The sequence below is a fragment of the Salinicoccus hispanicus genome (assembly GCF_009831115.1).
Lineage (GTDB): Bacteria > Bacillota > Bacilli > Staphylococcales > Salinicoccaceae > Salinicoccus > Salinicoccus hispanicus.
Window position 1 is genome coordinate 59790 of sequence record NZ_WUUK01000005.1, and the last position, 26449, is coordinate 86238.

35 protein-coding genes are annotated in these 26449 nt (G+C 48.4%); 11 read left to right on the top strand and 24 right to left on the bottom strand.

Annotated features, from left to right (window positions below):
- Positions 1 to 6: 6 nt before the first annotated feature.
- The 7 genes from pcrB to GQ671_RS11780 form a co-directional block, all read right to left on the bottom strand.
- Positions 7 to 675, bottom strand: coding sequence for a heptaprenylglyceryl phosphate synthase (pcrB, locus tag GQ671_RS11750; protein ID WP_160657424.1), 669 nt, complete (start codon positions 673 to 675; stop codon positions 7 to 9).
- A 127-nt stretch (positions 676 to 802) separates the two neighbouring features.
- Positions 803 to 1486 carry a M15 family metallopeptidase gene (locus tag GQ671_RS11755; RefSeq protein WP_160657426.1) on the bottom strand — a complete coding sequence of 228 codons (684 nt, stop codon included), beginning with the start codon at positions 1484 to 1486 and terminating at the stop codon, positions 803 to 805.
- A gap of 69 nt (positions 1487 to 1555) precedes the next feature.
- Positions 1556 to 2851, bottom strand: coding sequence for an adenylosuccinate lyase (purB, locus tag GQ671_RS11760; protein WP_160657428.1), 1296 nt, complete (start codon positions 2849 to 2851; stop codon positions 1556 to 1558).
- A 107-nt stretch (positions 2852 to 2958) separates the two neighbouring features.
- Complete coding sequence (locus GQ671_RS11765) at positions 2959 to 3156, bottom strand: NETI motif-containing protein (RefSeq protein WP_160657430.1); 198 nt, start codon at positions 3154 to 3156, stop codon at positions 2959 to 2961.
- Positions 3134 to 3778, bottom strand: a complete 645-nt coding sequence (locus tag GQ671_RS11770) for a DUF2179 domain-containing protein (RefSeq protein ID WP_160657432.1) — start codon at positions 3776 to 3778, stop codon at positions 3134 to 3136. Before GQ671_RS11770 ends, GQ671_RS11765 begins: the two co-directional genes overlap by 23 nt.
- A 49-nt stretch (positions 3779 to 3827) precedes the next feature.
- Entirely contained in the window at positions 3828 to 4673 is an 846-nt protein-coding gene (nadE, locus tag GQ671_RS11775; protein ID WP_160657435.1) for an ammonia-dependent NAD(+) synthetase, read from the bottom strand.
- Between the two features lie 6 nt (positions 4674 to 4679).
- Complete coding sequence (locus tag GQ671_RS11780; RefSeq protein WP_160657437.1) at positions 4680 to 6131, bottom strand: nicotinate phosphoribosyltransferase; 1452 nt, start codon at positions 6129 to 6131, stop codon at positions 4680 to 4682.
- Positions 6132 to 6223: 92 nt separating this feature from the next.
- On the opposite strand from GQ671_RS11780, the gene GQ671_RS11785 reads away from it, so the two are divergent.
- The 4 genes from GQ671_RS11785 to GQ671_RS11800 all read left to right on the top strand — a co-directional run bounded on the left by GQ671_RS11785 (position 6224) and on the right by GQ671_RS11800 (position 9272).
- On the top strand, positions 6224 to 7405 hold the full coding sequence (locus tag GQ671_RS11785; protein WP_160657439.1) for an MFS transporter: 1182 nt from the start codon (positions 6224 to 6226) through the stop codon (positions 7403 to 7405).
- Between the two features lie 47 nt (positions 7406 to 7452).
- Positions 7453 to 8004 (top strand): cysteine hydrolase family protein, encoded by a 552-nt coding sequence (locus GQ671_RS11790; RefSeq protein WP_160657441.1) that lies wholly within the window; start codon positions 7453 to 7455, stop codon positions 8002 to 8004.
- 64 nt (positions 8005 to 8068) lie between these two features.
- Entirely contained in the window at positions 8069 to 8992 is a 924-nt protein-coding gene (locus GQ671_RS11795; RefSeq protein ID WP_160657444.1) for a manganese-dependent inorganic pyrophosphatase, read from the top strand.
- Between the two features lie 16 nt (positions 8993 to 9008).
- Positions 9009 to 9272, top strand: a complete 264-nt coding sequence (locus tag GQ671_RS11800; protein ID WP_160657446.1) for a GNAT family N-acetyltransferase — start codon at positions 9009 to 9011, stop codon at positions 9270 to 9272.
- Positions 9273 to 9411: 139 nt separating this feature from the next.
- Here the strand turns inward: GQ671_RS11800 and GQ671_RS11805 are convergent, their stop codons facing one another.
- Positions 9412 to 9705 (bottom strand): alpha-amylase, encoded by a 294-nt coding sequence (locus GQ671_RS11805; protein WP_160657448.1) that lies wholly within the window; start codon positions 9703 to 9705, stop codon positions 9412 to 9414.
- On the bottom strand, positions 9706 to 10725 hold the full coding sequence (locus GQ671_RS11810) for a lactonase family protein (RefSeq protein ID WP_160657450.1): 1020 nt from the start codon (positions 10723 to 10725) through the stop codon (positions 9706 to 9708). It abuts the gene before it with no gap.
- Positions 10726 to 10868: 143 nt separating this feature from the next.
- On the opposite strand from GQ671_RS11810, the gene GQ671_RS11815 reads away from it, so the two are divergent.
- Positions 10869 to 11252, top strand: a complete 384-nt coding sequence (locus GQ671_RS11815; protein ID WP_160657452.1) for a YolD-like family protein — start codon at positions 10869 to 10871, stop codon at positions 11250 to 11252.
- Between the two features lie 37 nt (positions 11253 to 11289).
- Here GQ671_RS11815 and GQ671_RS13030 read toward each other — a convergent pair whose 3' ends face one another.
- From GQ671_RS13030 to GQ671_RS11830, 5 genes are all read right to left on the bottom strand, one after another.
- Positions 11290 to 11676: a hypothetical protein gene (locus GQ671_RS13030; RefSeq protein WP_322789484.1), complete on the bottom strand. Its 387-nt coding sequence runs from the start codon at positions 11674 to 11676 to the stop codon at positions 11290 to 11292.
- Positions 11582 to 11947, bottom strand: coding sequence for a tetrahydrofolate dehydrogenase/cyclohydrolase catalytic domain-containing protein (locus tag GQ671_RS13035; RefSeq protein WP_246153256.1), 366 nt, complete (start codon positions 11945 to 11947; stop codon positions 11582 to 11584). Before GQ671_RS13035 ends, GQ671_RS13030 begins: the two co-directional genes overlap by 95 nt.
- Positions 11948 to 12060: 113 nt before the next feature.
- On the bottom strand, positions 12061 to 12210 hold the full coding sequence (gene rpmG / locus GQ671_RS11825; protein ID WP_145288506.1) for a 50S ribosomal protein L33: 150 nt from the start codon (positions 12208 to 12210) through the stop codon (positions 12061 to 12063).
- A 363-nt stretch (positions 12211 to 12573) separates the two neighbouring features.
- Positions 12574 to 12744, bottom strand: coding sequence for a hypothetical protein (locus GQ671_RS12920; protein WP_170288709.1), 171 nt, complete (start codon positions 12742 to 12744; stop codon positions 12574 to 12576).
- 201 nt (positions 12745 to 12945) lie between these two features.
- Positions 12946 to 13344 (bottom strand): secondary thiamine-phosphate synthase enzyme YjbQ, encoded by a 399-nt coding sequence (locus GQ671_RS11830; protein ID WP_160657454.1) that lies wholly within the window; start codon positions 13342 to 13344, stop codon positions 12946 to 12948.
- Between the two features lie 69 nt (positions 13345 to 13413).
- Between GQ671_RS11830 and GQ671_RS11835 the strand changes: the two genes are divergently transcribed.
- A complete protein-coding gene (locus GQ671_RS11835) occupies positions 13414 to 13830 on the top strand; it encodes a DUF2188 domain-containing protein (RefSeq protein WP_160657456.1) in 417 nt (138 codons plus the stop codon).
- A 36-nt stretch (positions 13831 to 13866) separates the two neighbouring features.
- Here GQ671_RS11835 and GQ671_RS11840 read toward each other — a convergent pair whose 3' ends face one another.
- The 3 genes from GQ671_RS11840 to GQ671_RS11850 form a co-directional block, all read right to left on the bottom strand.
- Positions 13867 to 14931, bottom strand: coding sequence for an NAD/NADP-dependent octopine/nopaline dehydrogenase family protein (locus tag GQ671_RS11840; RefSeq protein ID WP_170288710.1), 1065 nt, complete (start codon positions 14929 to 14931; stop codon positions 13867 to 13869).
- A 102-nt stretch (positions 14932 to 15033) separates the two neighbouring features.
- Positions 15034 to 15438 carry a (deoxy)nucleoside triphosphate pyrophosphohydrolase gene (locus GQ671_RS11845; protein WP_160657458.1) on the bottom strand — a complete coding sequence of 135 codons (405 nt, stop codon included), beginning with the start codon at positions 15436 to 15438 and terminating at the stop codon, positions 15034 to 15036.
- 245 nt (positions 15439 to 15683) lie between these two features.
- Positions 15684 to 15863: a hypothetical protein gene (locus GQ671_RS11850; RefSeq protein WP_160657460.1), complete on the bottom strand. Its 180-nt coding sequence runs from the start codon at positions 15861 to 15863 to the stop codon at positions 15684 to 15686.
- Positions 15864 to 15972: 109 nt separating this feature from the next.
- Between GQ671_RS11850 and GQ671_RS11855 the strand changes: the two genes are divergently transcribed.
- Positions 15973 to 16857 (top strand): helix-turn-helix domain-containing protein, encoded by an 885-nt coding sequence (locus tag GQ671_RS11855; protein WP_160657462.1) that lies wholly within the window; start codon positions 15973 to 15975, stop codon positions 16855 to 16857.
- A gap of 14 nt (positions 16858 to 16871) precedes the next feature.
- Here the strand turns inward: GQ671_RS11855 and GQ671_RS11860 are convergent, their stop codons facing one another.
- From GQ671_RS11860 to nagE, 4 genes are all read right to left on the bottom strand, one after another.
- Entirely contained in the window at positions 16872 to 17393 is a 522-nt protein-coding gene (locus GQ671_RS11860) for a GNAT family N-acetyltransferase (protein WP_246153257.1), read from the bottom strand.
- Positions 17383 to 17613 (bottom strand): protease inhibitor I9 family protein, encoded by a 231-nt coding sequence (locus GQ671_RS11865; RefSeq protein ID WP_160657464.1) that lies wholly within the window; start codon positions 17611 to 17613, stop codon positions 17383 to 17385. Before GQ671_RS11865 ends, GQ671_RS11860 begins: the two co-directional genes overlap by 11 nt.
- A gap of 72 nt (positions 17614 to 17685) precedes the next feature.
- Positions 17686 to 18792, bottom strand: coding sequence for an iron-containing alcohol dehydrogenase (locus GQ671_RS11870; RefSeq protein ID WP_160657466.1), 1107 nt, complete (start codon positions 18790 to 18792; stop codon positions 17686 to 17688).
- Between the two features lie 95 nt (positions 18793 to 18887).
- Positions 18888 to 20354 carry an N-acetylglucosamine-specific PTS transporter subunit IIBC gene (gene nagE, locus GQ671_RS11875; protein ID WP_160657469.1) on the bottom strand — a complete coding sequence of 489 codons (1467 nt, stop codon included), beginning with the start codon at positions 20352 to 20354 and terminating at the stop codon, positions 18888 to 18890.
- A gap of 129 nt (positions 20355 to 20483) precedes the next feature.
- Here nagE and nagA point away from each other — a divergent pair, with 129 nt between their 5' ends.
- Complete coding sequence (gene nagA, locus GQ671_RS11880; protein WP_160657470.1) at positions 20484 to 21620, top strand: N-acetylglucosamine-6-phosphate deacetylase; 1137 nt, start codon at positions 20484 to 20486, stop codon at positions 21618 to 21620.
- Between the two features lie 151 nt (positions 21621 to 21771).
- Here nagA and GQ671_RS11885 read toward each other — a convergent pair whose 3' ends face one another.
- Complete coding sequence (locus GQ671_RS11885; protein ID WP_160657472.1) at positions 21772 to 23388, bottom strand: BCCT family transporter; 1617 nt, start codon at positions 23386 to 23388, stop codon at positions 21772 to 21774.
- 110 nt (positions 23389 to 23498) lie between these two features.
- Positions 23499 to 23843 (bottom strand): hypothetical protein, encoded by a 345-nt coding sequence (locus tag GQ671_RS11890; protein WP_246153258.1) that lies wholly within the window; start codon positions 23841 to 23843, stop codon positions 23499 to 23501.
- A 104-nt stretch (positions 23844 to 23947) separates the two neighbouring features.
- Between GQ671_RS11890 and exaC the strand changes: the two genes are divergently transcribed.
- The gene (gene exaC / locus GQ671_RS11895) at positions 23948 to 25468 is read left to right on the top strand and encodes an acetaldehyde dehydrogenase ExaC (RefSeq protein WP_160657475.1); all 1521 of its coding nucleotides are present in this window, start codon (positions 23948 to 23950) and stop codon (positions 25466 to 25468) included.
- Entirely contained in the window at positions 25469 to 25804 is a 336-nt protein-coding gene (locus GQ671_RS11900; RefSeq protein WP_160657477.1) for a DUF779 domain-containing protein, read from the top strand. It begins immediately after the preceding gene.
- Positions 25805 to 25837: 33 nt separating this feature from the next.
- Here the strand turns inward: GQ671_RS11900 and GQ671_RS11905 are convergent, their stop codons facing one another.
- Positions 25838 to 26143: a thiamine-binding protein gene (locus GQ671_RS11905; RefSeq protein ID WP_160657479.1), complete on the bottom strand. Its 306-nt coding sequence runs from the start codon at positions 26141 to 26143 to the stop codon at positions 25838 to 25840.
- 101 nt (positions 26144 to 26244) lie between these two features.
- Here GQ671_RS11905 and GQ671_RS11910 point away from each other — a divergent pair, with 101 nt between their 5' ends.
- A complete protein-coding gene (locus GQ671_RS11910) occupies positions 26245 to 26430 on the top strand; it encodes a hypothetical protein (RefSeq protein WP_160657481.1) in 186 nt (61 codons plus the stop codon).
- Positions 26431 to 26449 lie beyond the last annotated feature (19 nt).

Here is a 26449-nt window from a genome sequence, read left to right on the forward strand (position 1 = left end):
TCCAATTTATTTAATGATTGTACGCAATGCTTTTTTTGAACTGTCATAGATGATGTTTCCGACAACGATGGTGTCGGAATACTGCGCCATTTCGCGCGCTTCCTCTTTCGAGGTGATGCCGCCGCCATAGATGACATGGGAATGTGATGCATTCTCCCGCACCATCTGCATCACTTCCGGGCTGCCATATGTTCCGCTGTACTCGATGTATATGTACGGTGTCTGATAAAGCTTGTCCATCATGTTGATGTAGTGCGGTACCATTTCAGGCGCAACCACTTTCCCCTCGGCTTTTCTGAATGCCTTGCATTCGGGATTCATGATGATATATGGCAGCAGGGAAACTTCATCATAGTCGAGCAGATGACCGTATTCCGCCAGTGCTTCGAGCATCAGTCCATGCTGCCATTTCATATCTGTCGTGTTGAACACCGCCGGGATGAAGTAGTGGTCGAACCCCGGCACGACCGCTTCTGTAGATGTGATCTCAAGCGCAACCGATACCGAGAAACGGCGTACCCGGGCCATCAGGTTCAGCACATTATCTTCGGTGATATTATCCGTACCACCAATGATGATGGCATCCGTCTCCGATTCGCAGATTGCGGCCAGGTCCGCGTCACTGATTTCCTTTGCCGGATCCAACTTGAATACATGTTTGCAATCTTTAAGCATATATAAAACTCCCATCAGAATTCATAAGGATATTATAGCATTTTTAGCACTGGACTGTTTTATTATATGTCATTTATGAAGGTTGAAAATACGAAAAAACCGACCGGCTCAAGCCGATCGGTCCGTACTAGTCGATTCCCAGATATTCCTCCAGGGTCAGTCCACTTTCATATATGGCCGCCGCTTCCTCACCGACATATCTCAAGTGCCATGGTTCATACATGTACCCGGTGATGTCCTCCTTGCCCTCGAGGTAGCGGATGATGAATCCATACTCATGGGCGACATCCTTCATCCACTGGAACTCCGGCGTATCGCCGAATGATACAGTCAGATTGGATGCACTGTCCGGAGAACCCACATCAATCGCGAGCCCTGTCTGATGCTCGGAATGTCCCGGCTTTGCACTGTACTGGTCGGCCGCTTCCTGTCCATCCCTGGCAACATAGTTGTCATACAGCTGGGCCTGGTAGTCGTATGTCCTGAAATCACTGACAAGAATAAAATCAAGACCCTGCTCGGCGCCCGCTTGGAACATCTCCTGATAGGCCTCGATCACTTCGGGCTGCAGCCCCGGACTATAGTCTGCCGGCAGGGGGATGTCCTTATTGACGACGAGGATGCCATCCACATAGGTGATACCATCGATCACTTCAATATCCGGAACAGCCTCGAGGTTTCCTATCTGTGCGGGTTCGTAAGTCTTTTCATAATTCTCATGCAGTGCCATCTGCTCTTCACTCAAGCCTGTATTACAGCCCGCCACTAAAAGCAGCATGGTAAATATGCTTATTTTCAAACTCTTGATCATCAAACCGCTCCTTTGGCAATCGGTAGTTTCATCTTATCATATCTCTACCGGATGTCTAAGAGCATACTGCTATTCGAGACCGGCTCTTTGGAAAATGGTATCCACACGTTTGAGATGATGGGTCTCATCAAAGCAATCATCGATCTCCGCTTCCGTCAGCAGCGTCTTTATACGGTCATCCTGTTCTACAAGTTCACGGAACGGTACTTTCGTCTCCCATGATTCCATGGCCTTCGGCTGGACGAGATCGTAGGCTTCCTCACGCACCAGGCCTTTGTCGATCAGTATCAGCATGACACGCTGCGAATAGACCAGCCCGAAAGTCTTATCGATATTCGCCTTCATGTTGTCCTCGAATACCGTCAGATTTTTGATGATGTTCGTGAAGCGGCTCATCATATAGTCGAGCGCAATGGTTACGTCAGGGAGCATGATCCGCTCTGCTGATGAGTGCGAGATGTCGCGTTCGTGCCAGAGTGGCACGTTTTCATAGGCAGTCGTGATATAGCCGCGGACGACACGGGAGAGTCCTGTGACATTTTCGCTGCCGATCGGATTCCGTTTATGCGGCATGGCGCTGGAACCTTTCTGCCCCTTGCCGAACGCCTCCTCCACTTCTCTCGTCTCGGTCTTCTGCAGACCACGCACTTCCACCGCAAATTTCTCGATGGATGTTGCAATCAGGCCAAGTGTCGCTATGTAGTAGGCATGACGATCACGCTGCAGCGTCTGTGTGGATACTTCTGCCGTATCAAGCCCCAGATGCTCGCATACATAGCTCTCCACCTCAGGGGGGATATTCGCGAATGTGCCGACCGCACCACTCATTTTGCCGACTTCGATTTCTTTTCTGACGTTTTTGAAACGTTCAAGATTCCGCTTCATCTCCATATACCAGAGTGCCATCTTGATGCCGAAAGTCGTCGGCTCTGCGTGCACACCGTGGGTCCGCCCCATCATAAGTGTCGTCTTGTGTTCGCGTGCCTTGTCGCCCAGTACTTCGATGAAGTCCAGAAGATCCTGTTCGAGCAGTTCATTCGCCTGCTTGATCATATAGCTCTGCGCCGTATCGACAACATCCGTCGATGTCAGTCCATAGTGCACCCACTTCTTCTCATCACCAAGCGTCTCCGATACCTGGCGTGTAAAAGCAACGACATCATGGCGTGTTTCCGCTTCTATCTCCTTGATGCGATCCACATCAATCTTTGCATTTGGGCGAATTTTCTTTACTTCATCCATTGGGATGTAGCCGAGCTCGGCCCATGCTTCAGAAGCCAGGATTTCAACCTCCAGCCAGGCTTTGAATCTATTTTCTTCGGTCCATATCTGGGACATTTCCTCCCGGGAATAACGAGAAATCATGCATACACGCTCCTTAGTATTATTTCTCCTCCATTATAACAAAACATATTAAAAAACGAACATTTTTTTGAGATAAAATAAAAATGTTCGATAAAAAGACGGATAACTTAGTTATCCGTCTGGCTTTCAACTCTTTTTCCTTCAAATATGATTTCCTGGTGATCAACAACGCGTTCTCCATCCCTTTCGATGAAGACCGGCTGCTCCATGCGCCGAACGGGCTGGTAGCCTTCCCCGCGCATTCTTTCGAGACACTCACCCAGTGATTCATTCTCCGCCACTTTAAACTTTTTCTTTTTCGGCATTTCTTTCCTCTTCCAATTCCCTTGCTTCAGAGATTTCTTCCAGTACTTCTTCTACATTTTCAGGCTGGTAGTTCTTGAGACGTTTGCGTCTGACGCCCTTCGTCCAGAAACCGCCGGTGATGTTTTTAGGTTCGTGTGTGATAATGAACGCTTTCTCGTCAAGTTCCTTGATGGTATCGATCAGTTTACGCTCATATTTTCTTGGTGTAAGTATCTGCAATGTCGTCCGTTCACCGTCACGGCCATACTGATAGCCGTGTGTCACGCCATAACCAAGATCCCGGATGTTCGTCGGGAGATCCTTGTCCTTTTCCGAGGTGATTACGTTGACGACGAGATATCCGAGTGCCAGTTTCTCTTCTATTCTAAGACCGACCAGTATACCGGCACCGAAACCGAGTGCATATGCGACGACATTCTGGAACTGGTCGAGATTTTCGAGTACCAGACCCAGCCCGATGACATATACGAACGTTTCAAGGATACTGAAACCTGCTGCTGTGTATCGATACCCTTTCAATGTAGAGATGGTACGCATTGTAAGGAAGCTGACATATACGATGTTCACTATGAAGATGACCAGTACCATCAGCCAGGGGTTTTGTGATATGGCTGTTATCATTCGATTCTACCTTTCCTGAGCGAGAGTATATCTTTTCTGCTGTTCAAAACTACTGTTCTTCCTGCTGCGCTTCATATGCAGGCTTGTTGTAGCGGTTATATGGCTGGTCCCGCTTGTGCTGGGTCTTCTTGTACCATTTGACGATCGTGTCATAATCCGATTCTGACACTTCCTTGCCTTCCAGGAAGTCATCGATCGCATTATAGCTGACACCAAGTGCCTCCTCATCGCTGATGAGCGGCCTGTCGTCTTCAAGATCCGCCGTCGGCACTTTATTCGCCAGATGATCAGGTGCCCCGAGATGATCGAGCAGCATCTTGCCCTGACGCTTGTTCAGTCCGAACAGAGGAACCAGGTCGGCTGCCCCGTCGCCGAATTTCGTATAGAAGCCGGTGATGGCTTCCGCCGGATGATCCGTTCCAAGAACAACACCATCTGTGGAAGCAGCCACCGCATACTGTGCCTTCATTCTTTCACGTGCTTTTTCATTGCCTTCGACGAAGTCGCTCAGTACGTAGCCCGCTTCCTTGAGAGATGCCACACTGCGCTCGACATTCGGACGGATATTGATTGTTGCGGTATGTGTCGGCTGGATGTATTCGATGGCATCGAGCGCATCCTGTTCATCATTCTGTTCACCGTACGGCAGACGCAGTGCATGGAACGCGTAGCCGCCATCCGTCTCCTCGTTCAGTTCATCGACTGCCATCTGGGCGAGCTTGCCGAGCAGCGTGGAGTCCTGGCCACCGGAAATTCCGAGTACAAAAGACTTGATGAATGTATAGTTCTTTACGTAGTCCTTCATGAAATCGATGATTTCCCTGACTTCCTCTGCAGGATCGATTTCAGGCTTTACGTGGAATTCTTTCAGAATCTCTGCTTGCAATGGTTTCATTTCATATCACTCCAATGTTTTATTACTTGCTTCTTCAATAAGGTCCTGCTTGATCTGCCATAATGCCTTCGAGAGGTCGACCGGATACTCTTCAGGATTCAGGAAACGCTTGTACTCCTCCCACAGCAGGTTGAGCCCCTGTTCATGGCGCTGTTTCATCATATCGATGCTTTCCGCTTCATAGACGCATTCTCCATCAATGAAGATATCCTTCATCAGTTCCACCATATCATAGGAGCGGATGAGCTTGCGTTTCATCGGATGAATCGGATGGAACATGAGCAATGGCGCATCCTCCTCTATCTCTTCCCCAAAATGCGTAATATATTCACCTTCCGACATGCCGGTATTACGGTTGATGATGCGATGGATATTCTTTTTCCCGGGTGTGGTCACTTTTTCCGGATTGCCGGAGATCTTGATGCGGTTCTCAAGCTCCCCATTTTCATTCTCTATGGCGACAAGCTTGTATACTGCGCCGAGCGCAGGCTGTTCGTAGGCTGTGATCAGCTTGGTGCCGATACCCCAGCTGTCAACCTTTGCCCCCTGGGACAGGAGGGAGAGTATCGTCACTTCGTCAAGATCATTCGAAACGATGATCTTGGCATCGTGGAACCCGGCTGCATCGAGCATCTTCCTTGCTTCTTTCGACAGGTAGGCGATATCGCCGGAGTCGAGCCGGATGCCGATGAAATTGATCTTGTCGCCGTATTCCTGCGCCACCTTGATGGCATTCGGCACACCGGATTTCAATGTATCAAAAGTATCCACCAGGAAGACGCAGTTCTCATGGGTGTCGGCATAGGCCTTGAACGCCTCATAGTCATCTCCGTATGCCTGGACCATCGCATGTGCATGTGTACCGCTTGCCTCGAGACCGAACAGCTTCGCTGCCCTCACATTGCTCGTACCGTCGAATCCACCGATGATGGCAGCGCGTGCGCCCCAGAGTGCCGCATCGAATTCATGGGCGCGGCGTGTACCGAATTCCATCAATCTGCTGTCGGGTACGATCTGACGGATCCTGCTCGCCTTCGTGGCAATGAGTGTCTGGAAATTGACGATGTTGAGAAGCGCCGTCTCCACGAGCTGCGCCTCGATGATCGGTGCTTCCACCTGTACCAGCGGCATATTGGAGAAGACGATCTCACCTTCCTGTACCGCCCGCACTTTGCCGGTAAAGCGCAGATCCCGAAGATATGCCAGGAAGTCCTCGTCATATCCGATCGATCGCAGGTATTCGATGTCGGAAGCCTGGAATTTCAGGTTCCTGAGGTAATCGATGATGCGCTCGAGGCCTGCGAATACGGCATATCCATTGCCGAACGGCATACTTCTGAAATAGAGATCGAATACCGCTGTACGACCTTCCAGACCTTGTTCCAGGTAGGTTTTACCCATATTTATCTGATATAGATCGGTGTGCAGCATAAAACTGTCATCTTCAAATTGATACATTTGTTCCAGTCCCTCCATGAAGTGCTGTAAATCAGTTATAATCATTCTAACACAACAATTTTTCATCAACATAACATAACAGGAGGATTATCATGAAATTCGAGAGTTTCAGGGCGCGTTTTATCGTCCTATCCCTCATTGTCTGCATATCCGGGTTCTCCCAGGGAATGCTGCTTCCCCTAATATCTTTCATCTTCGAAAACCGGGAAATCCATGCGACAATCAACGGGCTGCATGCCTCAGGTCTTTACATAGGGGTGCTTGTATCCGCCCTTTTCATAGAAGCACCATTAAGAAAATATGGATTCAGACCAATGATCATCACCGGCGGCATCATCGTCGGCATCTGCCTGTTTCTGTTTCCGGTACTCGATTCCATATGGATCTGGTTCCTGCTGCGCCTGCTCGTCGGCATCGGCGACAATGTGCTCCACTTCAGTACACAGACATGGCTGACCCAAAGTACCCCACAGCACAAACTGGGCAAGGTCATTGCATTCTACGGGCTGTTCTTTTCACTCGGCTTCATGGTCGGACCGAAAGTCAGTGAACTCGTCACCATCTGGGAGCCGCTGCCGTTTCTCGTCTCCGGCGTTCTCACCATGATCGGCTGGCCGCTCATCTTCCTATTGAGGGGCGCTGAAAATGCAAAACCGATCGAATCCGGTGTGCCGGTGACGGTCTTCAACACCTTCAAGAACTTCAAGGCTGTCCTCAGAACAAGCTGGATCGCTTTTCTGTTCCCGATGCTCTTCGGCATCTTCGAAGCTTCCCTGAACAGCAATTTCCCGGTATTCGCCATCCGGAATGATTTTGAACTGTCGGATATTACATGGATTCTGCCGGCATTCAGTTTCGGTGCCATACTTCTGCAGGTGCCGATCGGTGCGCTTGGTGACAGGATCGGGCGCAGCCGTCTCATCTCGGTGCTCCTTGCCCTCGGTGCATTTACCTTCTTCTTCATGGAAGTGTTCAACAGCTCATTCATCATGCTGCTCCTGCTGTTTACACTGGCCGGCATATTCGTCGGCTCGATGTACTCCCTCGGCATCAGCTACATGACGGATATTACACCGAAGTTCAATCTGCCCGCCGGCAACCTGATGGCAGGCATCATGTTCAGCATCGGCAGCATCTCAGGTCCTGTCATCGGCGGCTATATCATCACTGTGACAGATGGTGCGTACTATTTCAGCTTCTTCACCGTCGCCATCGTCGTGATTCTCATATTGAACATATTGTTTATATCCAAGCGCAGTACTATGGCACAATAGAACCACGTACAGCTATCATAAACACCGAGAACAAAGGAGGAAAATGAATGAACAACGCACTGCTTGTCATCGACTATTCTTATGATTTTGCTGCACCGGAAGGCAGATTGACTGCCGGAGAAGCAGCCCAGGCCATTGAAGCAGCACTCATCCAGAAGATCAGAACATCATACGAATCGGGCATCCCCATCTTCTTCATGATGGATCTTCATTTTGATGATGACGGACTGCACCCCGAATCGAAGCTGTTTCCACCGCATAACATCGAAGGCACAGGTGGCCGTGAGCTGTATGGGGAAGTCCGCGACCTCCATCAGCAGATCAGGGACTCCCCGAACGTCTTTTTCATCGATAAGAGGCGCTACAGCTCTTTTGCCGGCACGCCACTCCATCAGCTGCTGCTGGAAAGAAAAATCGATACCGTGACACTGACCGGTCTCGTGACCGACATCTGCATCATGCACACAGCGGTGGATGCCTATAATTTCGGCTACGACATCATCGTCCCCGCGTCCTGTACGGCATCATTCAATCCGCCTGCGCATGATATGGCACTCGAGCATTTCAAAAATGCCCTCGGTGCGACTGTAGAACCGTAGAAGGATGAATACTTCAGTGATAAAATGGGAAAAGTAATAACATAACCAAAGGAGAATGAACATTATGACTCAAACTAAAATTTTCGGGCACCAGAATCCGGATACGGACACTATCACTTCAGCAATTGTCACGGCAGACATCGAGCAGCAGCTCGGCAATGATGCAGCCCCCTACCGCCTTGGTGAGATCGGTGCTGAAACGGAACATGCGCTCAACCACTTTGGTGTCAAAGCCCCTGAACTGCTCGAGTCGCTTGAAGATGGCGCCGAGGTCATCCTCGTCGACCATAATGAATTCCAGCAGTCGGCACGGAATATCGAAAAGGCGAATATCCTTAAAGTGTACGATCACCACAGGATTGCCAACTTCCAGACAGAAGCCCCGCTCTTCTATCGTGCAGAGCCTGTCGGATGCACCGCAACCATCCTGAAGAAAGTATACGAGGAGAATGACCTGCTGATTTCAAAGGAGATGGCCGGGCTCATGCTTTCCGCCATCATCTCCGATACGCTGCTGTTCAAATCACCGACGACAACGGAAGCTGATAGAACAGCTGCACAGGCACTCGCCGAGATGGCGGATGTAGATCCTGAAAGCTATGGCACCGAAATGCTCAAAGCAGGCGCATCGACGAAAGACAAGTCAGCTGACGCACTGATTACCGCGGATGCCAAATCCTTTGAGATGGGTCAAAGAACGACACGCATTGCACAGATCAACGTCGTCGATGTGGACGAAGTATTCGACAGAAGAGATGAGCTGGAAAATGCAATCAATCATCAGATTGAACAGGAAGGCTACGACCTGTTTGTACTCGTTGTGACCGACATTCTGAATTCCAATTCAAGAATACTTGCACTTGGCACAGAAGCACAGTCTGTGGAAAAGGCATTTGATGTTGCACTGGACGAGAATTCAGCAATTCTTGAAGGGGTCGTTTCCCGTAAGAAGCAGGTTGTACCACAAATTACTAAAGCATTGTCATAAATAAGGAGGCAGAAACATGCTGAAAAAAGAGGCAGGCAGACTTTACCTGGAAGAAGGACATGATGTCATCGCTGAACTCATCTATACGGAGACTGACGAATATTACGATGTGACGAGCACGTATACAAGACCAGAGCACAGAAATAGAGGACTGGCCCGCGACCTTGTTGATGAAATCGTGGAAATGGCACGTGAAGACGACAAGAAGGTCCAGCCGACATGTCCATACGTCGCCTTTGCCATTCGTGATTCAAGCTATGACGATATAAAAATAAAATAGGCATCAAAATACCCCGCCACTTTCGTGGCGGGGTATTTTGATGGAAGGAATTCCAAAAATAATAGTTGAAAGAATGAAAAAATGGTATGTCTAAATACTAACACCAGTTTTCTGAAAAATCAATATTATCTGGTTATTTTTATTCATTAAATATTTTACTTATTACACTTTCTTTGCCTGTTTCAAGCCGCTCCTTTGAACACCCATCCTCAATCTGGTAGCCGAGCGTTTCAGTCGCTCTGGAAAATGAGACTTCATCGAGGTAGTTTGTCGTCTCTGCCTGATCGAAACATCCGGGATGGAAGATTTCCTTCAGGGTATGATCGACAATCACGCGTTCCGATCTGCTTGTCCGGTCTGCCAGAGGCAGGAGCAGCAGAAGGACAGCAACCAGCATGAGGACAAGGAGGATCCATATGCCTTTTCTACTCATCTAGAGAAATCCGACAAAGACGCCTTCCGGTGCTTCAACTTCGCCTTCCTGCCGTTCGATGGTACCGTCTTCGTTTATTTTGAATAGTACAAGATTGTGGGAACGCTCATGGGCACATATCAAATATTCCCCATCCGGCGTTACATTGAAGTCCCTCGGCCAGTCTCCATTGGTGGATTCAATCTGAATCCGCTTGAGCGACTTGCCTTCCGCTTCAATTTCAAATACGGCAATGCTGTCATGACCCCTGTTGGATACATAGATGTACTTGCCATTCGGATGTTTGCGTATGGCAGCGCCCTGGGAATGGCCGTCGAAGGATTCAGGAAGTGCAGAGTACGTTTCCACCGGGAAGAATTCGCCGTCGTGATAGTTGGCGACAATCACTTCATTTGAAAGTTCTGTAAAGATATATGCATAGTGCCCACCGTCGCCGAAGACAAGGTGTCTTGGTCCACTGCCGGCAGCAACCTTGCTTTCAGCCACCTTTTCGAGCTTGTCGTCCTTGATTTCAAGTGTAACAATCTTATCTGCACCGAGATCGACTGCTGCAACATATTTGAGATCGGGTGTTTCGATGACAAAATGGGAGTGCGGATTATCCTGCCGTTCATGCGGTCCGTCACCTTCCACCTGGAAAACATCCAGCTGCTCGGTTACAATACCGCGTTCATCCACACGATACAGTCTGATTTCGCCTGATAGATAGACCGCATCAACCAAGTAGTTATGATCCGATGTCAGTGTCAGATGGCATCCGGATGCCCCTTCTTCCAGGCAGTCTTCGATGAAGCGCAGTTCCCCCGTCTCAAGATCGTTGACCCCGAATGTTGCGATGCCTGCCTTTGTCTTGCCCTTCTTTACCGCATAGATGCGATCATTCTGTATATCCAGATAGGTCGCATTCGGAGTTTCCGCCGCTTCTTCTATCGAAACAAACTTGCCCGCCTCGACATCCAGTTCAAATTTGTATATTCCTTTGCCATGCTCTTTAGTATAGGTCCCAACATACCCAATCATTGATATTCCTCCTACGCTTTTTTTATTATCTTAGCACACCAGTAACCATACCCTAAATGAAAAGAATTAATACTACTTGAAATACAGAACATATGTTCGTATAATTGAAGTATATATATGAACAGTCAAAGAAGGGGATGCTGATGGACTATCGTAAAATACCAATGGAGGAACTCGATTCGAATATTCCCGAAGGGCGTGGGATGATCAAATGGGCGCCCTTTGCCACCATGCCCGAGCAGTTTGAGAAGGTTGCCAGCATGATTGAAGATCAGGTGAAGGTGGAGCGCCCTGTCCTGTCGGATGATCGGCTGGAGGAGATGAACCGCATTCTGAAAAAAGCACTTCATGACAAACGGAGCATCAGGGTGGAATACTACTATGACGGTTTTCGCTTCCGTGAGGATCTGAAACTCATCCAGGTGGATGCATGGAGCATGGTGCTTATCGGTCAGCCGATGGACAAGTCGGATGAGGAGATGATATTCATTTCATTCATCGACGTGCTGGATGTCGTCATGATCTGAAAAAAGCCGCGCAGAAAAATTTCTGCGCGGCTTGATATCAGCGTTCCAGGAAAAGAACCGGTTCTTTCTGATAGTCGGTCGCAAGCATCAGATGATAGACGAGCACCGTTGTCGTAATGGCACCGATGCCTCCCGGCACAGGTGTAATATGCGATGTCTTGTCCTTTACCGCTTCAAAATCCACATCACCGACCATTTTGCCTGTGTCATTGAAGTTGATGCCGACATCCACGACGATTGCCCCTTCCTTGACATGCTCAGGGCCGATCAGATTGATCACACCCGCTGCACTGACGATGATATCAGCATCCTTGCATCTGCCGACCAGGTCATCCGTATAAACATTGCATATCGTCACTGTGGCGTTGCGGTTCATGAGCATCAGCGACAGTGGCTTGCCGACTACAGCACTCGCCCCGACCACCGTGACACGCTTCCCCGTTGATCTCACGAAATTTCGTCAGAAAGGCCCGGTTTGAAATATCCGACGGAAAATGAAACTGCTCAGTCTCGATGGACAGCTTCTCAAACCGTTTCATCGCCGCCTTCTCGTAGGAGATGGCATCCGACAGTTCTCCGATCCTTACAAACGCAACTTTCGGTCTGATGCCATGCTTCCGGGACTCCTCCACTGCATCCCTTATCCCTTCGGATAAATGTGCCGCAACTGCTTTGCCATCCATGATCGTTGTCATAAAAAAGCTCCTTTATCCCTTTTTCAATCAATATACCATAATGCACTCGAGATGATGCAGCCGAGGGCGGAACATCGGCAAATAAAAAACCGCCCCAAAGGACGGCAGATCAATTATTTTGTTTCACGGTGTGTTGTGTACCCGTTGGATCTTGGGCAGTATTTTTTCATTTCAATACGCTCAGGATTGTTTCTTTTGTTTTTAGTCGTAATATAGTTACGATCTCCGCACTCAGTGCAAGCCAAAGTTACATTTACTCTCATCAGTTCCGCCTCCTTTACTCTTTACCTATTCCGCTTTGCGGTGAGGAACATCCAATTGGAATAATGTTTTTATTATACCACGTCCGGAAGTCTGTTAAAAGATGACCCGGACTCCATTTCAACTGGCCAGTTGATCATCCTCTGGGGATGAAACGATGGTAATCAATGTCGGTGTGTTCCTCGTCTACATTGAACCGCCTTAACCATTTTAAAGGTTCTACGGAATTTTTTCAACACTTTTATCATACACACCTTGAATTCACAGTGACTCGGAAACATTTCATTCATCTTTACCACCAGGCGGGTCAAACCGTCATGAAATAAAAAAGCTGGCCCAAAGAAAGCGGCCAGCCACCATATCCGTCATTTAGTTTCCGCTTCGATCTCGCGCTTCAATTTTTCTGTGAAGTCCTTTATCTCCTCAACATCCTTCTTCAGGAAGAAAGCAAGCACGACTGCACCGATTGTTGTAACGATGACGAGTATTGATATGATTTTCAAAAGAAGACCGAGTACTGATTTTAAAAGTTCCATATTGACCTCCAAGAAGTTATTTAATCTACTCTACCCTGAATTTCAAGATTAATTCAATAAAATATAATATTAGGGGTTGATATTTATCAGAAAATTCAGTATTATAAAGGTAGTTAATAGATATTAACTAACCTATTCCATTTTCTTAATAAAATTTCTCCTATTTTTTTCCTGCACCCAACCAGTGCAGGTTTTTTTATTTTATCCTTCAATCACCTTTATATGCACCTTCCGCGTCCTCGGACCGTCAAATTCCGCAAAGTAGGTACTCTGCCATGTGCCATAGATGACTTCCCCCTCTTCGATGATCAGCGTTTCACTCGCCCCTGTCAGGGAGGACTTCATATGAGAGTCGGAATTGCCCTCTGCATGCCTGTATTCATTCTTGTTGTCGAATGTCTGGTCCATTCCATATACAAGATCCCGTGTGACATCCGGATCTGCGTTTTCATTGATCGTGATGCCGGCTGTCGTATGCGGCGTGAATATTGTCATGATGCCGGACTGTACATTGCTTTCCCGCAGCACTTCCTCGATAAGCGAATCGATATTGATGTACTCGGTTCTCCCATTGGAGGTTACATTGAATGTGTAAAGCATATTATCACCTTTAACTTTATGATTTATGGGTACTATATTACTAGACAATTTTAAAAAGGAGAAATGATAATGCCTTATTCAATGAATGATTATCCGGATTCCCTGAAGAATATGGAGAAGCTTGAAAGGAAAAAGGCGATCGACATCATCAATGCCCTGCTTGAAGAAGGCTACGATGACGGTCGGGCCATCCCGATCGGTACAGATCAGGCGAAGGAATGGTACTCCGATGCTTCAAAGAAAGAGCTCGATGAACTGAAAAGTAAAGATGTCACCGAACATGAAGATGATCCGGGACAGCAAGGTGGAAAAATTGCCGACAATGATGTGGAAGTGTTCTTTGAAGACGATGAGTGGAAAGTCCAGACCAAAGGGGCGAAACGTCCGAGCAATACGTACGACAACAAGAACGATGCGACAAAGCGTGCAAAGGAAATCGCCGAGAATCGCGGTGCGGAGACCATCATCCACAATAAGAATGAATAGATAAAATCCTCGGCTGCTTGGCAGCCGAGGATTTTCCTATACTTGTAGATTCAGATCGCGCATCTTATCGAGTCCCATTTTATCAAGCGTCAGCCCTTCACGCGTAAAGTCCACTTCGAGCATCAGGGAAGTCAGGTGGATGATCGAATCGATTGCAGGCGTTTCTACTGCCGCAGCCTCTGCAATGCTCTTCCATAGGACGAGGCCGTAACCGACGTCTTCAACGATATAGCGGTTATTCAAGGTGACCGGACCAACCAGGTCTTTCAGTACAGGGCTTTCGTTATACTGTTCCTTGAGCGGCTTATCCGGCTCGAAGTATGTGCTCCGTTCGGACCGTGCGGATTTGTCCAGCACTTCGAATCCGAGCACCTCGCATACTTTCTGCCGTTCCTTGTCTATCGCTTCAATCACCTTGACCGTATGATGCGTCACACCATCACGGTAGAGGTAGAACGTATCACCATGGTTATCGATGTAGCCTGTGTTGAGAATGGATGGAGCCGGATGGCTTTCAGGATTGCCATTATTCAGAGCCGTCTCGATGATATTCTGTGCCGGCACGAGTGTATCATATAGGACTGTCAGCTTGTCCATCATCCGTTCTGTATCACTGCTCGGATAGGCACTGAAAAGATTATGCCTGCTTTTAAGGATGACATCTGCATCATTCTGCTCATAGTCATATCGTGCAGCATAGGTCAGCGACATGGATTCACCAATCAGTATATCAACTTCCGGACGCTTCTCCTCGAGTATGTTGCTGAGTACCACACTGTTCATCGCACTGGCGCCATTGATGAAGACCATCTGCCCATCCTCGAGATAAGGGATGAGTTCTTCGAACATCTGGGAAAGTATGTGTGTCGGCAGGCATGTCATGATCACTTCTGCTCCACTCACCGCATCAAGCGGATCTTGCGTAAATTTATGGAGATAGAGCGGCTCTCCCCTGTAATGGACCTTACCTTGCATAATATCCGCATGCGGGTCTTTCAGCGCCTGCAGGGAATGGTATAGTGTCACTTCGTGACCTCTTGAAGTCAGATCAGCTGCTGCAACAATGCCACCATTACCTGCGCCAACTATGGAAACTTTCATTAAAATGGAACACTCCTTAAAATTGTATAAGGATGATTATACTGAAAATTCTTATTTTATGCTACTATAAAGCCCAAACCGGATGGTCTGGGCTGATTATTTCTATTTCGTCGGGCTGTCCATCCGGATCAGCTCAATTGCTGGAATATCGGCAGGCGCCCAGTCCAGGGTGTCTATATTTTTACGTGATAGCCATTTCATATCTGCATGTTCGAGCAGCTGGATCTCTCCTGCAAGCTGCTTGGCATAGTAGGTTGTAAGCTCGACAGTACCGAAATCATATTCATGCACGGTTGTCGTAATCCTATCTCCCACTTCTATACTGCAGTCCATCTCTTCCATCAGTTCCCGCTTCAATGCTGTGCATGGCGCCTCTCCTGCCTCGATCTTGCCGCCAGGAAATTCCCACATCAAAGGGAGACTTTTGCCTTCCGGTCTTTGTGCACACAGTATTTCATCCCGTTCATTCACTATGACCGCACCGACGACCCTGATATATTTCTTCATCGAATCCTCCATCACAACAATTTTAATATGATCATTATAACAGACAGGCGCGAAGAAGAAAGTGGCATAGTTATTTGCATGAAAGGGTAATATGATAATATTAGTTTATTAATGGAAAATGCATCGACCGATAAATCTGCACAAAAAAAAGACCCCCTGCCTTAAATAGTTTAAGAGGTCGGGTGCATTTAGAGGCAGGGGGAATCCAATTAAGGGTAAGGAAAAAATGAACTTACTAGAAGTTGCTAATAAACGCCGATAGGGGCTGGCCTACCATCAGGAAGATAACCAGAACCTTTACCAAAAGTCCCAATTTCTTCGTAGCCACTCTTCACAACACTCGCTTCTGTTGTTTGAACATTGACTACTGAGATTGAGCCCAATAGGATAGTACTCAATACGACAACACTGATAAGTTTTTTCACGCCATCACCACCTCCGTTGTTTATAATTACATTATGCATCATTATAAAAGTTCTCGCAATATTCACATATGCAAAAATTGTGAACATTCTTCAGAAAAGGAGTCTATTTATGAGATATCACATCCGTTTCAAAGAAATCAGACAGCAAAAAGGGCTCACTCACAAAGATTTGGCGGAAGGAATATGCGGTATGACGACAATATACCGGTTTGAACGTGGAGATACTGCCATCACAGCAGAAGTACTGTACAAATTATGCCAGCGCCTCGGTGTTACGATGCAGACGCTCTTTGTCGACGAAGAATCCGAATACGCACTGATCGACTACTACCTGGATAAGCTCCGCGAATATGTCTATTTCAGTCATGACGACCTTCTCAAGGTGACCTTGCAGGATGCGAAGGAAACGATCAATGATAATCCGGCATCCGATATACAGTACCGCAACTATGAACGCCTTTACCGGACGTACACGGCGATCGATTTCCGTAACGATGACCAGTTTGAAGCATCTGAGAAAATACTGCTCGAACTCATATCAGAAACGAAGAATGTCAATCTGATTGAACTTGAAATCATCAACACGCTTGGGGACCTCTACCTCATCATGGACCGTTATGAGGATGCGCTTGTCCTCTACCATAGGCACAGGGAACGCATCATGGACTTCCAGCATGCAGATCATCTTGATCAGTATATGATCATCCAGCTTCATTACGGCTATGCGATATGTCTGTACAATAGTTTTTCCTACGTTCAGGCACTGGACTTATGCTACAGGCTGCTGATCAGAATCCAGGAGAACAACTCCATGTTCTACCTCGGCAAGGCCCATCATCTGATGGCTCTCATCCATATTGCCCTCGGAGATTCCGAGCCAGCCAAAGAACATATCGCCAAATGTGAAGCGGCCTTCTTCCTGGAAGATCTGGATGACAGAATGGACTACCACATCAAGATTGCCAGGGAAGCAATAGAAGCGCTTGCGCAATGACTGCACAGGCGCTTCTATATGGTGCGTCTATATCTGGATGAGATCTGTATTTCTCCTGTACCTGTTTCCCGGACTTTTCTGCCAGCGTATTCGAACCCCCTGGATTCATAAAAAGGCTGTCCATGCATATTCCCTTCCTGCACAGACACCCACTGCTCATTGAAGCCTTTACGCCGATGATCCCGGGTCAGAGACTCGAGCAGCCTGCTGCCGACACCTTGATACCTGTACGCCTCATCCACATAGAACACATGGATTTCAGCAGAAGTTGCAGCAGCTTTCCCACCACCGATCACACCGGCAATCCGGTCACCTGCTACGGCGACATAGCTGTAGTGCCCACGGGCAATGTCCTGGCTTACTTTGCCTTCCGCATACCAGAAATCGATTGTCTGCTGCTGATGGCTTTTCGACAGTCTGCCTTCCACGGTCTGCTGCCATCCGAGACGGCATATTCTGGCGACATCGGACGCATCCTCCGGTTTTGGCCTACGGATGATCGGCGGCATTGATGCGCCCATCGCTTCAGTTTTCATTCCGCTGTTCAGGAATCCGGACTTCCTGGTCCATCTCTACATAATTCACCTTATCGAGTGTTTCAATTGCCACGGCCTCGGTCTCGGTCATTGTAATGACATACACCTTCATCATGGCATACCGGTGCTTGATATCATCCTCACTGAGACCCGACGCCTCAAGATCCGCTTCAGTCAGCTCTCCACTGACACCGACCAGATAATCCTTCCTGTCTTCCATACCACTACACCCCGCAGTAACCAGAAATAGAATACAAAGCGCAGACAGTGTGCATTTTTTCATGACACATCTCTACTTTCTCTCAAGCATTTCGATGATTTCATCCCGCGACAGCTGGGCGATATTATTTTTCATATTGGCAGGCCTCAGGCTCTCTTCGGCAATTTCCGGAATATCATCCCGGCTGATTCCGAGGTCTTCGAATGCCACAGCCAGACCCATCTGGCCTTTCAGCTTATTGAACGCTTCACTCAATGCTTCGGCATCATCAAATCCGATATCTCTCGCATGCTGGTGGAGTGCCGGATTGGCTTTTGCATTGACTGCATACCACGCATCCATTGAAAATGCACATGCTTCTCCATGCGGCACATCATAATGGCTTGTCAGATAATAGCTCATGGCATGGGAACCTGAAGTACCCGTCTGGCTGAATGCCATTCCGGCAGTCATGCTTGCCAGTGACAAGTTGGTGCGCGCTTCCCTGTTCGAAGGTTCCTGATAGGCCGTCAGCAGGTTTTCAAATGCAAGCTTCGATGCACGGATGGCCAGTGCATCGGAAATCGGGTTGTTCTTGACCGAGCCGAGGCAGTCCAGTGCATGACAGAGAATATCGATGCCGGAAATGGCAGTTACGCTTTTTGGACATGTCAATGTCAGTTCCGGATCGACAATGGCGGTCTTCGGATACAACGCCGGACCGATCAGCGGCACCTTGAGTCCCTGCTGTTTGTCACTGATGATGCTTGATGCCGTCACTTCCGATGCAGAACCACTGGTCGATGGCACTGCAATGATCGGCAGCGCCCTTGTAAAATCACCATGGTCGAGCAGATTACGGACTTCGATGCCCTGCATGTATGCCGCGGCTGCAGCTTTTGCCGCGTCCATTGCAGACCCGCCACCGACGGCTACGACTGCGTGGACATTATGAGCATCGATCGCCCGAACAATCGCTTCGACGTTTTCCAAAGTCGGATTGGCTTCAATATCGGAAACGATCTCCCTGACGCTTTCCCCAAGCTGGGTCTTTATGAATTCAATGACACCGTTCTCTATTTGGGAATTTGCAGATACGATGACAACGCGGGTATAGCCCTGCGCCTCTATAATTTCATTGATCTGGGATATGACTCCTTCCCCGAATCTGATTTCAACTGGATGATGGAATGTAAACATCATGCGCCTCCTCCTATACTGTAGTGTCATTCCATTATATACTAAATTCTTTTCACAATATAATAGGGCATCTCGTTTGAGATGCCCTGGTTTTTCTATAGAAGGCGTTTCATTTCTTCTGCTACATGCTCGACTTCCGTACCGACGACGACATGGACATTATTTTTACCCGGCTTGATGACACCGTGGGCCCCTGCAGCTTTGATTTTCTCTTCGTCGATCAGGGAATCGTCATGCAAATTCATGCGCAGCCGTGTCGTACAGTAATCGACCGTATCGATATTCTCCTTACCACCAAGACCGATTAGAATCTGGTCGGCTTTGCGGGAGTATTTATCGTTATGTGCTGATTTGAGATCCTCCCCTTCTTCTGTTCCAGCTGGTGCCTCTGCTTCAAGTACCGCATCAGTTCGACCCGGCGTCTTGAGGTCGAGCGCTGTGATGACCACTCTGAAGATGACATAGTAGATCACGAAGAATGCCACACCCTGCACCATCAGCATGTACGGCTGATTCGCAATGGGAACTTGTGTACTCAGTACAAAGTCGATCAGACCTGCACTGAAGCCGAAACCGGCAGTCCATTCAAACAGCGCCGCAATGAACAGGGATAGACCTGTCAGCAGTGCATGGATCACATAGAGCAATGGTGCCAGGAACATGAATGAAAACTCAAGCGGTTCCGTCACACCAGTCAGGAATGCTGTCAATGAGGCAGCCAGCAGGATGGAGCCGGCCACCTTTTTATATTCCGTTTTTGCCGTATGGTACATGGCAAGTGCCGCACCCGGCAGGCCGAACATCATGATCGGGAAGAAGCCGGCCTGATAGCGGCCTGTGATGCCCTCTTCCCCTGCGCTGTTCCAAAAGTTTCCGATATCATTGATACCGACAGTATCGAACCAGAAAACCGAGTTCAGTGCATGGTGCAGCCCTGTCGGGATGAGCAGACGGTTGAAGAAACCGTAGATGCCTGCGCCGAGGGCACCCATGCCGCTGATCCATTCACCGAAGCTGAACAGCCCGTTGTACATCAATGGCCATACGAAGTACAGAATGCCACTGATTGCTACCATTACAAATACCGCAATGATCGGCACGGCACGTCTGCCACTGAAGAAAGCCAGGTAGTCCGGCAACTTTGTTCCACTGAAGCGATTATAGAGGGCGGCACTCACCAGCCCAGTAATAATACCAATGAAAACGTTGTTCTCTATGACACCAAATGCTTCCCCGACAGCTTCCACTTCTATTCCCCGGAGTAAGGCGACAGAATCAGCACTTAATAACGTCGTGACGACAAGAAATGAAACAAGTCCAGCAATTGCTGCAGCACCATTCTTATCCTTCGACATGCCGAAAGCGAGACCGACCGCAAATAAAATCGCGAGATTGTTCAAGATGGCGTTACCCGCAGCAATGAACATCCCTGCTACCGCATTGCCTTCTCCCCAACCTTCAGGGTCAATGGCGTATCCGATACCAAGTAACAATGCAGCTGCTGGTAATACAGCTACCGGCAGCATGAAAGCCCGACCCATGTTCTGAATATAACGTAACATGTAAATCTCCCTCCTCTTATGTAAACGCTTTTATCTAATATATCATAAGACTTGCAGAGAGGTGTACAGGAATTTTACAGAATATACTATAATGGGATTACAAATGATTATGGAGAGGACGAAAAGATGATGGCACTTCTGATCAGAAATACGAACCTCGTGACACATGAAACGATTCTCAAGGACCACTGGCTGCTGTGCAATAAAGGCAGGATTGAAGATTATGGCCCCATGGATAGCTGTCCTGATGTCGACAATGCGATCGATGCGGAAAATATGCATATCCTGCCGGGCGCAATAGAACTGCATATCCATGGTGCGAATGGGGTCGACGCCATGGACGCAGACATGGAATACCTCGAAAAGATTTCTGCCCATCTGCCGAGCACCGGTTCGACGGCTTTTCTGGCTACGACCATGACTGCACCTTTTGCCGATATAGAGCGGGCACTGATCAATCTTTCGGACTATAAATATACTTCCGGTGCAAAGCTGCTCGGCATCCATCTGGAAGGGCCTTTCATTTCAACTGGACATCCAGGAGCCCAGGATCCGTCGCACATCGCCATTCCAGACGCAGAAGCGCTCCGGCATCTTCAGGATCTGTCAGGAGATCGCATCCGCCTTGTGACCTATGCACCTGAAGAGGACGAAGGTGCTTTTCTCGAGGCACTGCTGGCGCTTGGCATCGTCCCTTCTGCCGGTCATACGGATGCAACCTATGACACTTTGAAAAAGGCACAGGACAATGGATTGTCCCACATCACCCACCTCTACAACGGCATGCGGGGGCTGCATCATCGTGAGCCGGGCGTCGTGGGATTCTCCTACCTCGAGCAGCCATACGTGGAAATCATTGTCGATGGTATCCATTCGAGACCTGAAATGGTGAAGCTCGCCTATGAGACCATCACCCCGGAGCGCCTCATCCTGATTACGGATGCAATGCGTGCACAAGGGTTGCCGGATGGTGAATACGACCTTGGCGGACAGGCCGTGCACGTATCGGGCAACGAAGCAAGGCTATCAGATGGGACACTCGCCGGCAGTGTGCTGACCATGCAGCAGGCCATCAGCAACATGCGTGATTTCACCGGCTGCAGCTGGCCGGACATCGTCCGGATGACTGCATACAATCCTGCTGTCGAACTTGGCCTCACAGATACGAAAGGTATCATCAGACAAGGCGCGGATGCCGATCTGGTCATCTACGATGAAGCATCTAATCTGAAGCATACCATCATCAATGGGGAAAAGGTCTTCTGAATTCCATCTCCAGCCTCATCTGCATCTGAAAATCCCTGTGCTGAAAAGTGAGAGCAATTGGATACAGGCTTAAAACATATCTGCTGGCCATAAGAAAGCCCCCTTCAAAGCATGTACTTTGAAGGGGGCTTAATAGTTCCGCAGGTTTCTCCTACTCCCACCATTTATCACGCTTTGCGTGAGTAATGGAAAGGGTGCGTCTTTCTTTTTCCTTATGTGCTCTGTGTCTTTCTTCGAGTTTGATCCTATCATCACTGAGCGTCTTCATGAACGATATCATCAGCATGGTGAATATGACGATAAGTGGTGCCCCTGCAACGATCGAAGCCGTCTGCAGAAGCCCGAGCGAATCCTCACCGCTGATGAGCATCAGTGAGAACGGCAATACGGATAGTGCAAATGCCCAGAACAGGCGATTCCATCTGTATGGTTCCCCCTCCACTTCGGACTGCGTTGTCGCTGCAAGAATATAGGAACCAGAATCGAATGTTGTTGCCAGATAGATGAGTGCAGTGATGATGAATAATGCTGTCGTGACCTTGCCGAATGGCAATTGGCCGATGATGGCCATGATTGCCGCTTCACCACTTTCATCATTGAGCACTTCAGTTACAGAGAACGTACCGGAAAGTTCAAGCCATAATCCGTAGTTCCCAAGGATACCGAAGAAAAGTACACAGCCCAATGTGCCATAGAGCAATGTACCAAGCACGACCTCCTTCAGTCTGCGCCCTTTTGAAATACGTGCAATAAAGAGGCCGACGAATGGTGCATAGACGAGCCACCATGCCCAGTAGAATACCGTCCAGTCCTGTGGAAAGGATGTTGCAGGCACACCATTATAGCCGCCAAACGGTTCAAGCCATGTAGCCATTCTGAAGAAATCCCTGAGCATAAGACCGACACTGGAAACCGTCGTCTCCATTATGAATACCGTCGGCCCGACGATGAAGACGAATCCAAGCAGCAGGAAAGTCAGCCACAGGTTGATATCACTGAGCACTTTGATTCCACGTTTCAGTCCTGAATAGGCACTGACTGCAAAGATTACAGTTGCTGTAATCAATATACCGACCCGAAGTGTCGTCCCCTCCCCATCAATTCCGAACAAGGACTCCATGCCGGCTGCAATCATTGGGGTGGCGAGACCCAGTGTTGTTCCTGCACCACCCAGTAGACCGAAGATGAAAAGAACATCGATCAGTTTGCCGGGCCATCTCCTCGTATATTTTCCAAGCAATGGTTCACAGGCCAGGCTGATTTTCAATATTGGCGTTTTTTTGACGTACAGGGAATAGGCAATGGGCAAGGCAGGAAGTACATATATTGCCCATGCAATCGGTCCCCAGTGGAAAATGCCGTATGAAGAAGCGTAATTGATTGCTTCTTCGCTTCCAGGATCAAGGTGGAAAGGGGGTGCCTGATAATAATAGACCCACTCTATGACTCCCCAGTACAAAATGCTGGAGCCGATGCCTGCACAAAAGAGCATCGCTGCCCAGCTGAATGTGCCGAATTCCGGATCATCGGACTCCTCTCCAAGTGTCACCTGTCCATATTTCCCGAATGCTATGTAGAGAACAAAGAAAAATACTGCAAGACCTATAGCCAGGTAGACGGCCCCCAGTCCCGTAGTCACCCATTCGTTCAGCTGCAGAATGGTATCTCGGCTTGCTTCGGGAAATGCAATGAGCGGCACGACCACTGATATCAAAATCAACAGTGATACCAGAAAAGTCGGCCAATCCATCAATTGATACTTTTTCATGTCATCACCTCTTGTAATTTTATACTATCGATTAGAAGCACTATATTAGACTATCATACTGAATAATATAAGCAAGTTGACCAAAAAAAGACGGGCCCGAGGCCCATCTTCTAATCTCCCATATTATAGCGATACCTTTTGAAACGCACAGTGAAAGGCAGAAACGCGCCCAGATAGATGCCCAGCAGCACTGCACTCGATATTACCGACAAGGAGACCGGCAGCCTCATGATCGGGATGAGCAGAAAAACCATCAGCGCGATACCAAGTATTGCGATGTAGTCATAGATGACCGTCAAAGTCGACGGTTCAAGATACTCTCTGCAGTGCGGACACCTGACCCGTGTACGCGGCTTCAGTGCATAGCCGAGAAGCTTTTCCTTATATGTCCATTCATGGTTACAGTAGGGGCATTTTCCCAATTCCATCACTCCGCTCATTGACTGTAAGATCATTATAATTCAATTTCCACCTGAAACCAAATCCAATAATTGAAAGCGCTTGCAAATAACAGAACATTCGAATAAAATGGAACTACATTAAACAGGGGGTATGCATAATGGTATTCGACTTTCCAAACAAACAAGATGCGCAGTATAAGATCAAGGAGCAGTATGAGAATTATATCGGCGGGGAATGGGTGCCGCCGGTCAATGGAGAGTACTTTGACAACGAGTCGCCTGTCATCGGAAAAGTGGTTTCAAAAGTTCCCCGCTCTACACAGGAAGATATCGACAAGGCAGTGGAAGCAGCACACAAAGCCCAGGAATCATGGGGCAAGACTTCCCCGACCGAGCGCAGCAACATCCTGCTGAAGATTGCAGACCGTGTGGAACAGAATCTCGAGGAACTGGCGGTCCTTGAAACGTTCGAAAACGGCAAGGCAGTCCGAGAGACGCTTAACGCAGACCTGCCGCTCATCGTCGACCATTTCAGATATTTCGCTGGCGCCATCCGAGCCCAGGAAGGCGGAATTTCCCAGCTTGATGACGATACAGTGGCCTACCACTTCCATGAACCGCTCGGTGTCGTCGGACAGATTATTCCATGGAACTTCCCGATGCTGATGGCCACATGGAAGCTTGCACCGGCGCTTGCAGCAGGCAACTCTGTCGTACTGAAACCGGCCGAACAGACGCCAACAACCATACTTCACCTGATGGAGCTTGTCGGGGATCTGATTCCGAAAGGCGTCGTCAATATCGTCAACGGCTTCGGGTCGGAAGCTGGCCAGGCACTGGCGACACATGACAAGATCAATAAACTCGCCTTTACCGGAGAAACGACGACAGGCCGCATCATCATGCAGAATGCCAGCCAGAATATTATTCCCGTCACACTTGAACTCGGCGGAAAATCACCGAACATCTTCGCCAAGGATGTCATGGAGGCGGATGATGGCTATCTCGATAAGGCAATCGAAGGCCTCGTCATGTTCGCACTCAACCAGGGAGAAGTCTGTACATGTCCTTCCCGCGCACTCATCCATGAGGACATCTTCGATGAATTCATGAAGCGTGTCATCGAACGCGTCGAGAAGATCCAGGTCGGCAACCCTTTCGACGTCAATACGATGATGGGCGCACAAACATCGAAGGAACAGAAGGAGAAGATCAGTTCCTACCTCGATATCGGCAGAAAAGAAGGTGCTGAAGTACTTACAGGCGGAAACGTCAAGGAAGTGGACGGGGATATCGAAGGTGGATACTACTTCGAGCCCACCATTTTCAAAGGCGATAATAAGATGAGAATTTTCCAGGAAGAGATTTTTGGTCCCGTACTTGCTGTCGCAACCTATAAAGATGATGACGAAGCCATCGCCATTGCCAACGATACATTGTATGGTCTTGGTGCAGGTGTGTGGACACGCTCACAAAATAAGGCCTACAGATTCGGCCGGGCCATCCAGGCCGGGCGTGTATGGGTGAACACCTACCATGACTACCCTGCCCATGCAGCATTTGGCGGCTACAAGATGAGCGGTATCGGTCGTGAGAACCACCTCATGATGCTCAGTCATTATCAGCAGACCAAAAACCTGCTCATCAGTTATGGCGAATCACCAAAAGGATTCTTCTAAATGGAAACATTGAATGCCGTTGACGCGACAGAAACGGCGAAAGCACTAATCAGGGATCTGAAGGAAGAACACGGGAATCTTATCTTCCACCAGTCCGGTGGCTGCTGCGATGGATCAAGCCCGATGTGCCTGAAAGAAGGCACCATGATGATCGGGGCTGCCGACGTGAAGCTCGGTGAAGTCGAAGGTGTACCCTTCTACATGCACCACCGCCAGTATGAATACTGGAAGCATACACGTCTGACGCTCGATGTCGTCGAAGGCATCGGCGGCATGTTCAGTGTAGAAGGCCCACGCGGTGTTCGCTTCCATATAAGAAGCGAACCCATCAAATAAAAAATGGTCTGTACTTTTGTACAGACCGTTTTTTTATTCTTCGTCATCAAACTCATAATATTCGCCAAGAATATCCTTGATTCTGATTTCTTCAGTGGACTGGATCAGTTTGATATTTGAAATGACTTTGTCGCATCCTTCACTTGCCAGATGGTTATTCAATTTCTTGATCAGATTCATCAGCTCATCGATACTGCCCTCGACCGTCGTTTCCATCGGACCTACAAAGTGGGTCAGCCCACTCTGCTCGATAATTTCAATCGCACCACCAACGTGGCTGTAGAGGTCTTTTGCTCCCGGGTGATGAGGAAGTAGCTGCACACTCATAATATAGTTCATTAGTAAGCCTCCTCTTTAGAATTATACTTCACTAGTATGATACCATTATGAAAAGTGCTTTTAAAGAAACTCGAGCACGCTTACTCTAAAGGAGCAGTTGAATGAACAGAAATACATTGAAATGGCTGAATTTCACCCTGACCATCATCGCACTATTCGCCATCTACGTCTTCCTTGATGGCATCATCGATCCGTCAATGCAAAGTCTGCTGATCGTTGGTCTGCTGATCGTCGGCATGGTGTCCCTCGTGCTCGTCCTGCGCAGGGAAAACGAAAATGGCAGATAGCCTGACACATATCCAGAGC

Excerpts from the sequence above, each read along its gene's own strand:
- GQ671_RS11770 (WP_160657432.1), bottom strand. The coding sequence starts at position 3,778 with ATGATAACAGCCATATCACAAAACCCCTGGCTGATGGTACTGGTCATC.
- GQ671_RS11870 (WP_160657466.1), bottom strand. The coding sequence starts at position 18,792 with ATGTTTACATTCCATCATCCAGTTGAAATCAGATTCGGGGAAGGAGTC.
- GQ671_RS11835 (WP_160657456.1), top strand. The coding sequence starts at position 13,414 with ATGCCTTATTCAATGAATGATTATCCGGATTCCCTGAAGAATATGGAG.
- GQ671_RS11790 (WP_160657441.1), top strand. The coding sequence starts at position 7,453 with ATGAACAACGCACTGCTTGTCATCGACTATTCTTATGATTTTGCTGCA.
- exaC (WP_160657475.1), top strand. The coding sequence starts at position 23,948 with ATGGTATTCGACTTTCCAAACAAACAAGATGCGCAGTATAAGATCAAG.
- nagA (WP_160657470.1), top strand. The coding sequence starts at position 20,484 with ATGGCACTTCTGATCAGAAATACGAACCTCGTGACACATGAAACGATT.
- pcrB (WP_160657424.1), bottom strand. The coding sequence starts at position 675 with ATGCTTAAAGATTGCAAACATGTATTCAAGTTGGATCCGGCAAAGGAA.
- GQ671_RS11755 (WP_160657426.1), bottom strand. The coding sequence starts at position 1,486 with ATGATCAAGAGTTTGAAAATAAGCATATTTACCATGCTGCTTTTAGTG.
- GQ671_RS11810 (WP_160657450.1), bottom strand. The coding sequence starts at position 10,725 with ATGATTGGGTATGTTGGGACCTATACTAAAGAGCATGGCAAAGGAATA.
- GQ671_RS11910 (WP_160657481.1), top strand. The coding sequence starts at position 26,245 with ATGAACAGAAATACATTGAAATGGCTGAATTTCACCCTGACCATCATC.
- GQ671_RS11890 (WP_246153258.1), bottom strand. The coding sequence starts at position 23,843 with ATGATCTTACAGTCAATGAGCGGAGTGATGGAATTGGGAAAATGCCCC.
- GQ671_RS11885 (WP_160657472.1), bottom strand. The coding sequence starts at position 23,388 with ATGAAAAAGTATCAATTGATGGATTGGCCGACTTTTCTGGTATCACTG.
- nadE (WP_160657435.1), bottom strand. The coding sequence starts at position 4,673 with ATGAAACCATTGCAAGCAGAGATTCTGAAAGAATTCCACGTAAAGCCT.
- GQ671_RS11780 (WP_160657437.1), bottom strand. The coding sequence starts at position 6,131 with ATGTATCAATTTGAAGATGACAGTTTTATGCTGCACACCGATCTATAT.
- rpmG (WP_145288506.1), bottom strand. The coding sequence starts at position 12,210 with ATGAGAGTAAATGTAACTTTGGCTTGCACTGAGTGCGGAGATCGTAAC.
- GQ671_RS11795 (WP_160657444.1), top strand. The coding sequence starts at position 8,069 with ATGACTCAAACTAAAATTTTCGGGCACCAGAATCCGGATACGGACACT.
- GQ671_RS11855 (WP_160657462.1), top strand. The coding sequence starts at position 15,973 with ATGAGATATCACATCCGTTTCAAAGAAATCAGACAGCAAAAAGGGCTC.
- GQ671_RS11865 (WP_160657464.1), bottom strand. The coding sequence starts at position 17,613 with ATGGAAGACAGGAAGGATTATCTGGTCGGTGTCAGTGGAGAGCTGACT.
- GQ671_RS11805 (WP_160657448.1), bottom strand. The coding sequence starts at position 9,705 with ATGAGTAGAAAAGGCATATGGATCCTCCTTGTCCTCATGCTGGTTGCT.
- GQ671_RS11765 (WP_160657430.1), bottom strand. The coding sequence starts at position 3,156 with ATGCCGAAAAAGAAAAAGTTTAAAGTGGCGGAGAATGAATCACTGGGT.
- GQ671_RS13035 (WP_246153256.1), bottom strand. The coding sequence starts at position 11,947 with ATGACAACGATCATGGATGGCAAAGCAGTTGCGGCACATTTATCCGAA.
- GQ671_RS11860 (WP_246153257.1), bottom strand. The coding sequence starts at position 17,393 with ATGAAAACTGAAGCGATGGGCGCATCAATGCCGCCGATCATCCGTAGG.
- GQ671_RS11840 (WP_170288710.1), bottom strand. The coding sequence starts at position 14,931 with ATGAAAGTTTCCATAGTTGGCGCAGGTAATGGTGGCATTGTTGCAGCA.
- GQ671_RS11785 (WP_160657439.1), top strand. The coding sequence starts at position 6,224 with ATGAAATTCGAGAGTTTCAGGGCGCGTTTTATCGTCCTATCCCTCATT.
- GQ671_RS11905 (WP_160657479.1), bottom strand. The coding sequence starts at position 26,143 with ATGAACTATATTATGAGTGTGCAGCTACTTCCTCATCACCCGGGAGCA.
- nagE (WP_160657469.1), bottom strand. The coding sequence starts at position 20,354 with ATGTTACGTTATATTCAGAACATGGGTCGGGCTTTCATGCTGCCGGTA.
- GQ671_RS11830 (WP_160657454.1), bottom strand. The coding sequence starts at position 13,344 with ATGCTTTACACATTCAATGTAACCTCCAATGGGAGAACCGAGTACATC.
- GQ671_RS11815 (WP_160657452.1), top strand. The coding sequence starts at position 10,869 with ATGGACTATCGTAAAATACCAATGGAGGAACTCGATTCGAATATTCCC.
- GQ671_RS12920 (WP_170288709.1), bottom strand. The coding sequence starts at position 12,744 with ATGGAACTTTTAAAATCAGTACTCGGTCTTCTTTTGAAAATCATATCA.
- GQ671_RS11845 (WP_160657458.1), bottom strand. The coding sequence starts at position 15,438 with ATGAAGAAATATATCAGGGTCGTCGGTGCGGTCATAGTGAATGAACGG.
- purB (WP_160657428.1), bottom strand. The coding sequence starts at position 2,851 with ATGATTTCTCGTTATTCCCGGGAGGAAATGTCCCAGATATGGACCGAA.
- GQ671_RS11900 (WP_160657477.1), top strand. The coding sequence starts at position 25,469 with ATGGAAACATTGAATGCCGTTGACGCGACAGAAACGGCGAAAGCACTA.
- GQ671_RS11800 (WP_160657446.1), top strand. The coding sequence starts at position 9,009 with ATGCTGAAAAAAGAGGCAGGCAGACTTTACCTGGAAGAAGGACATGAT.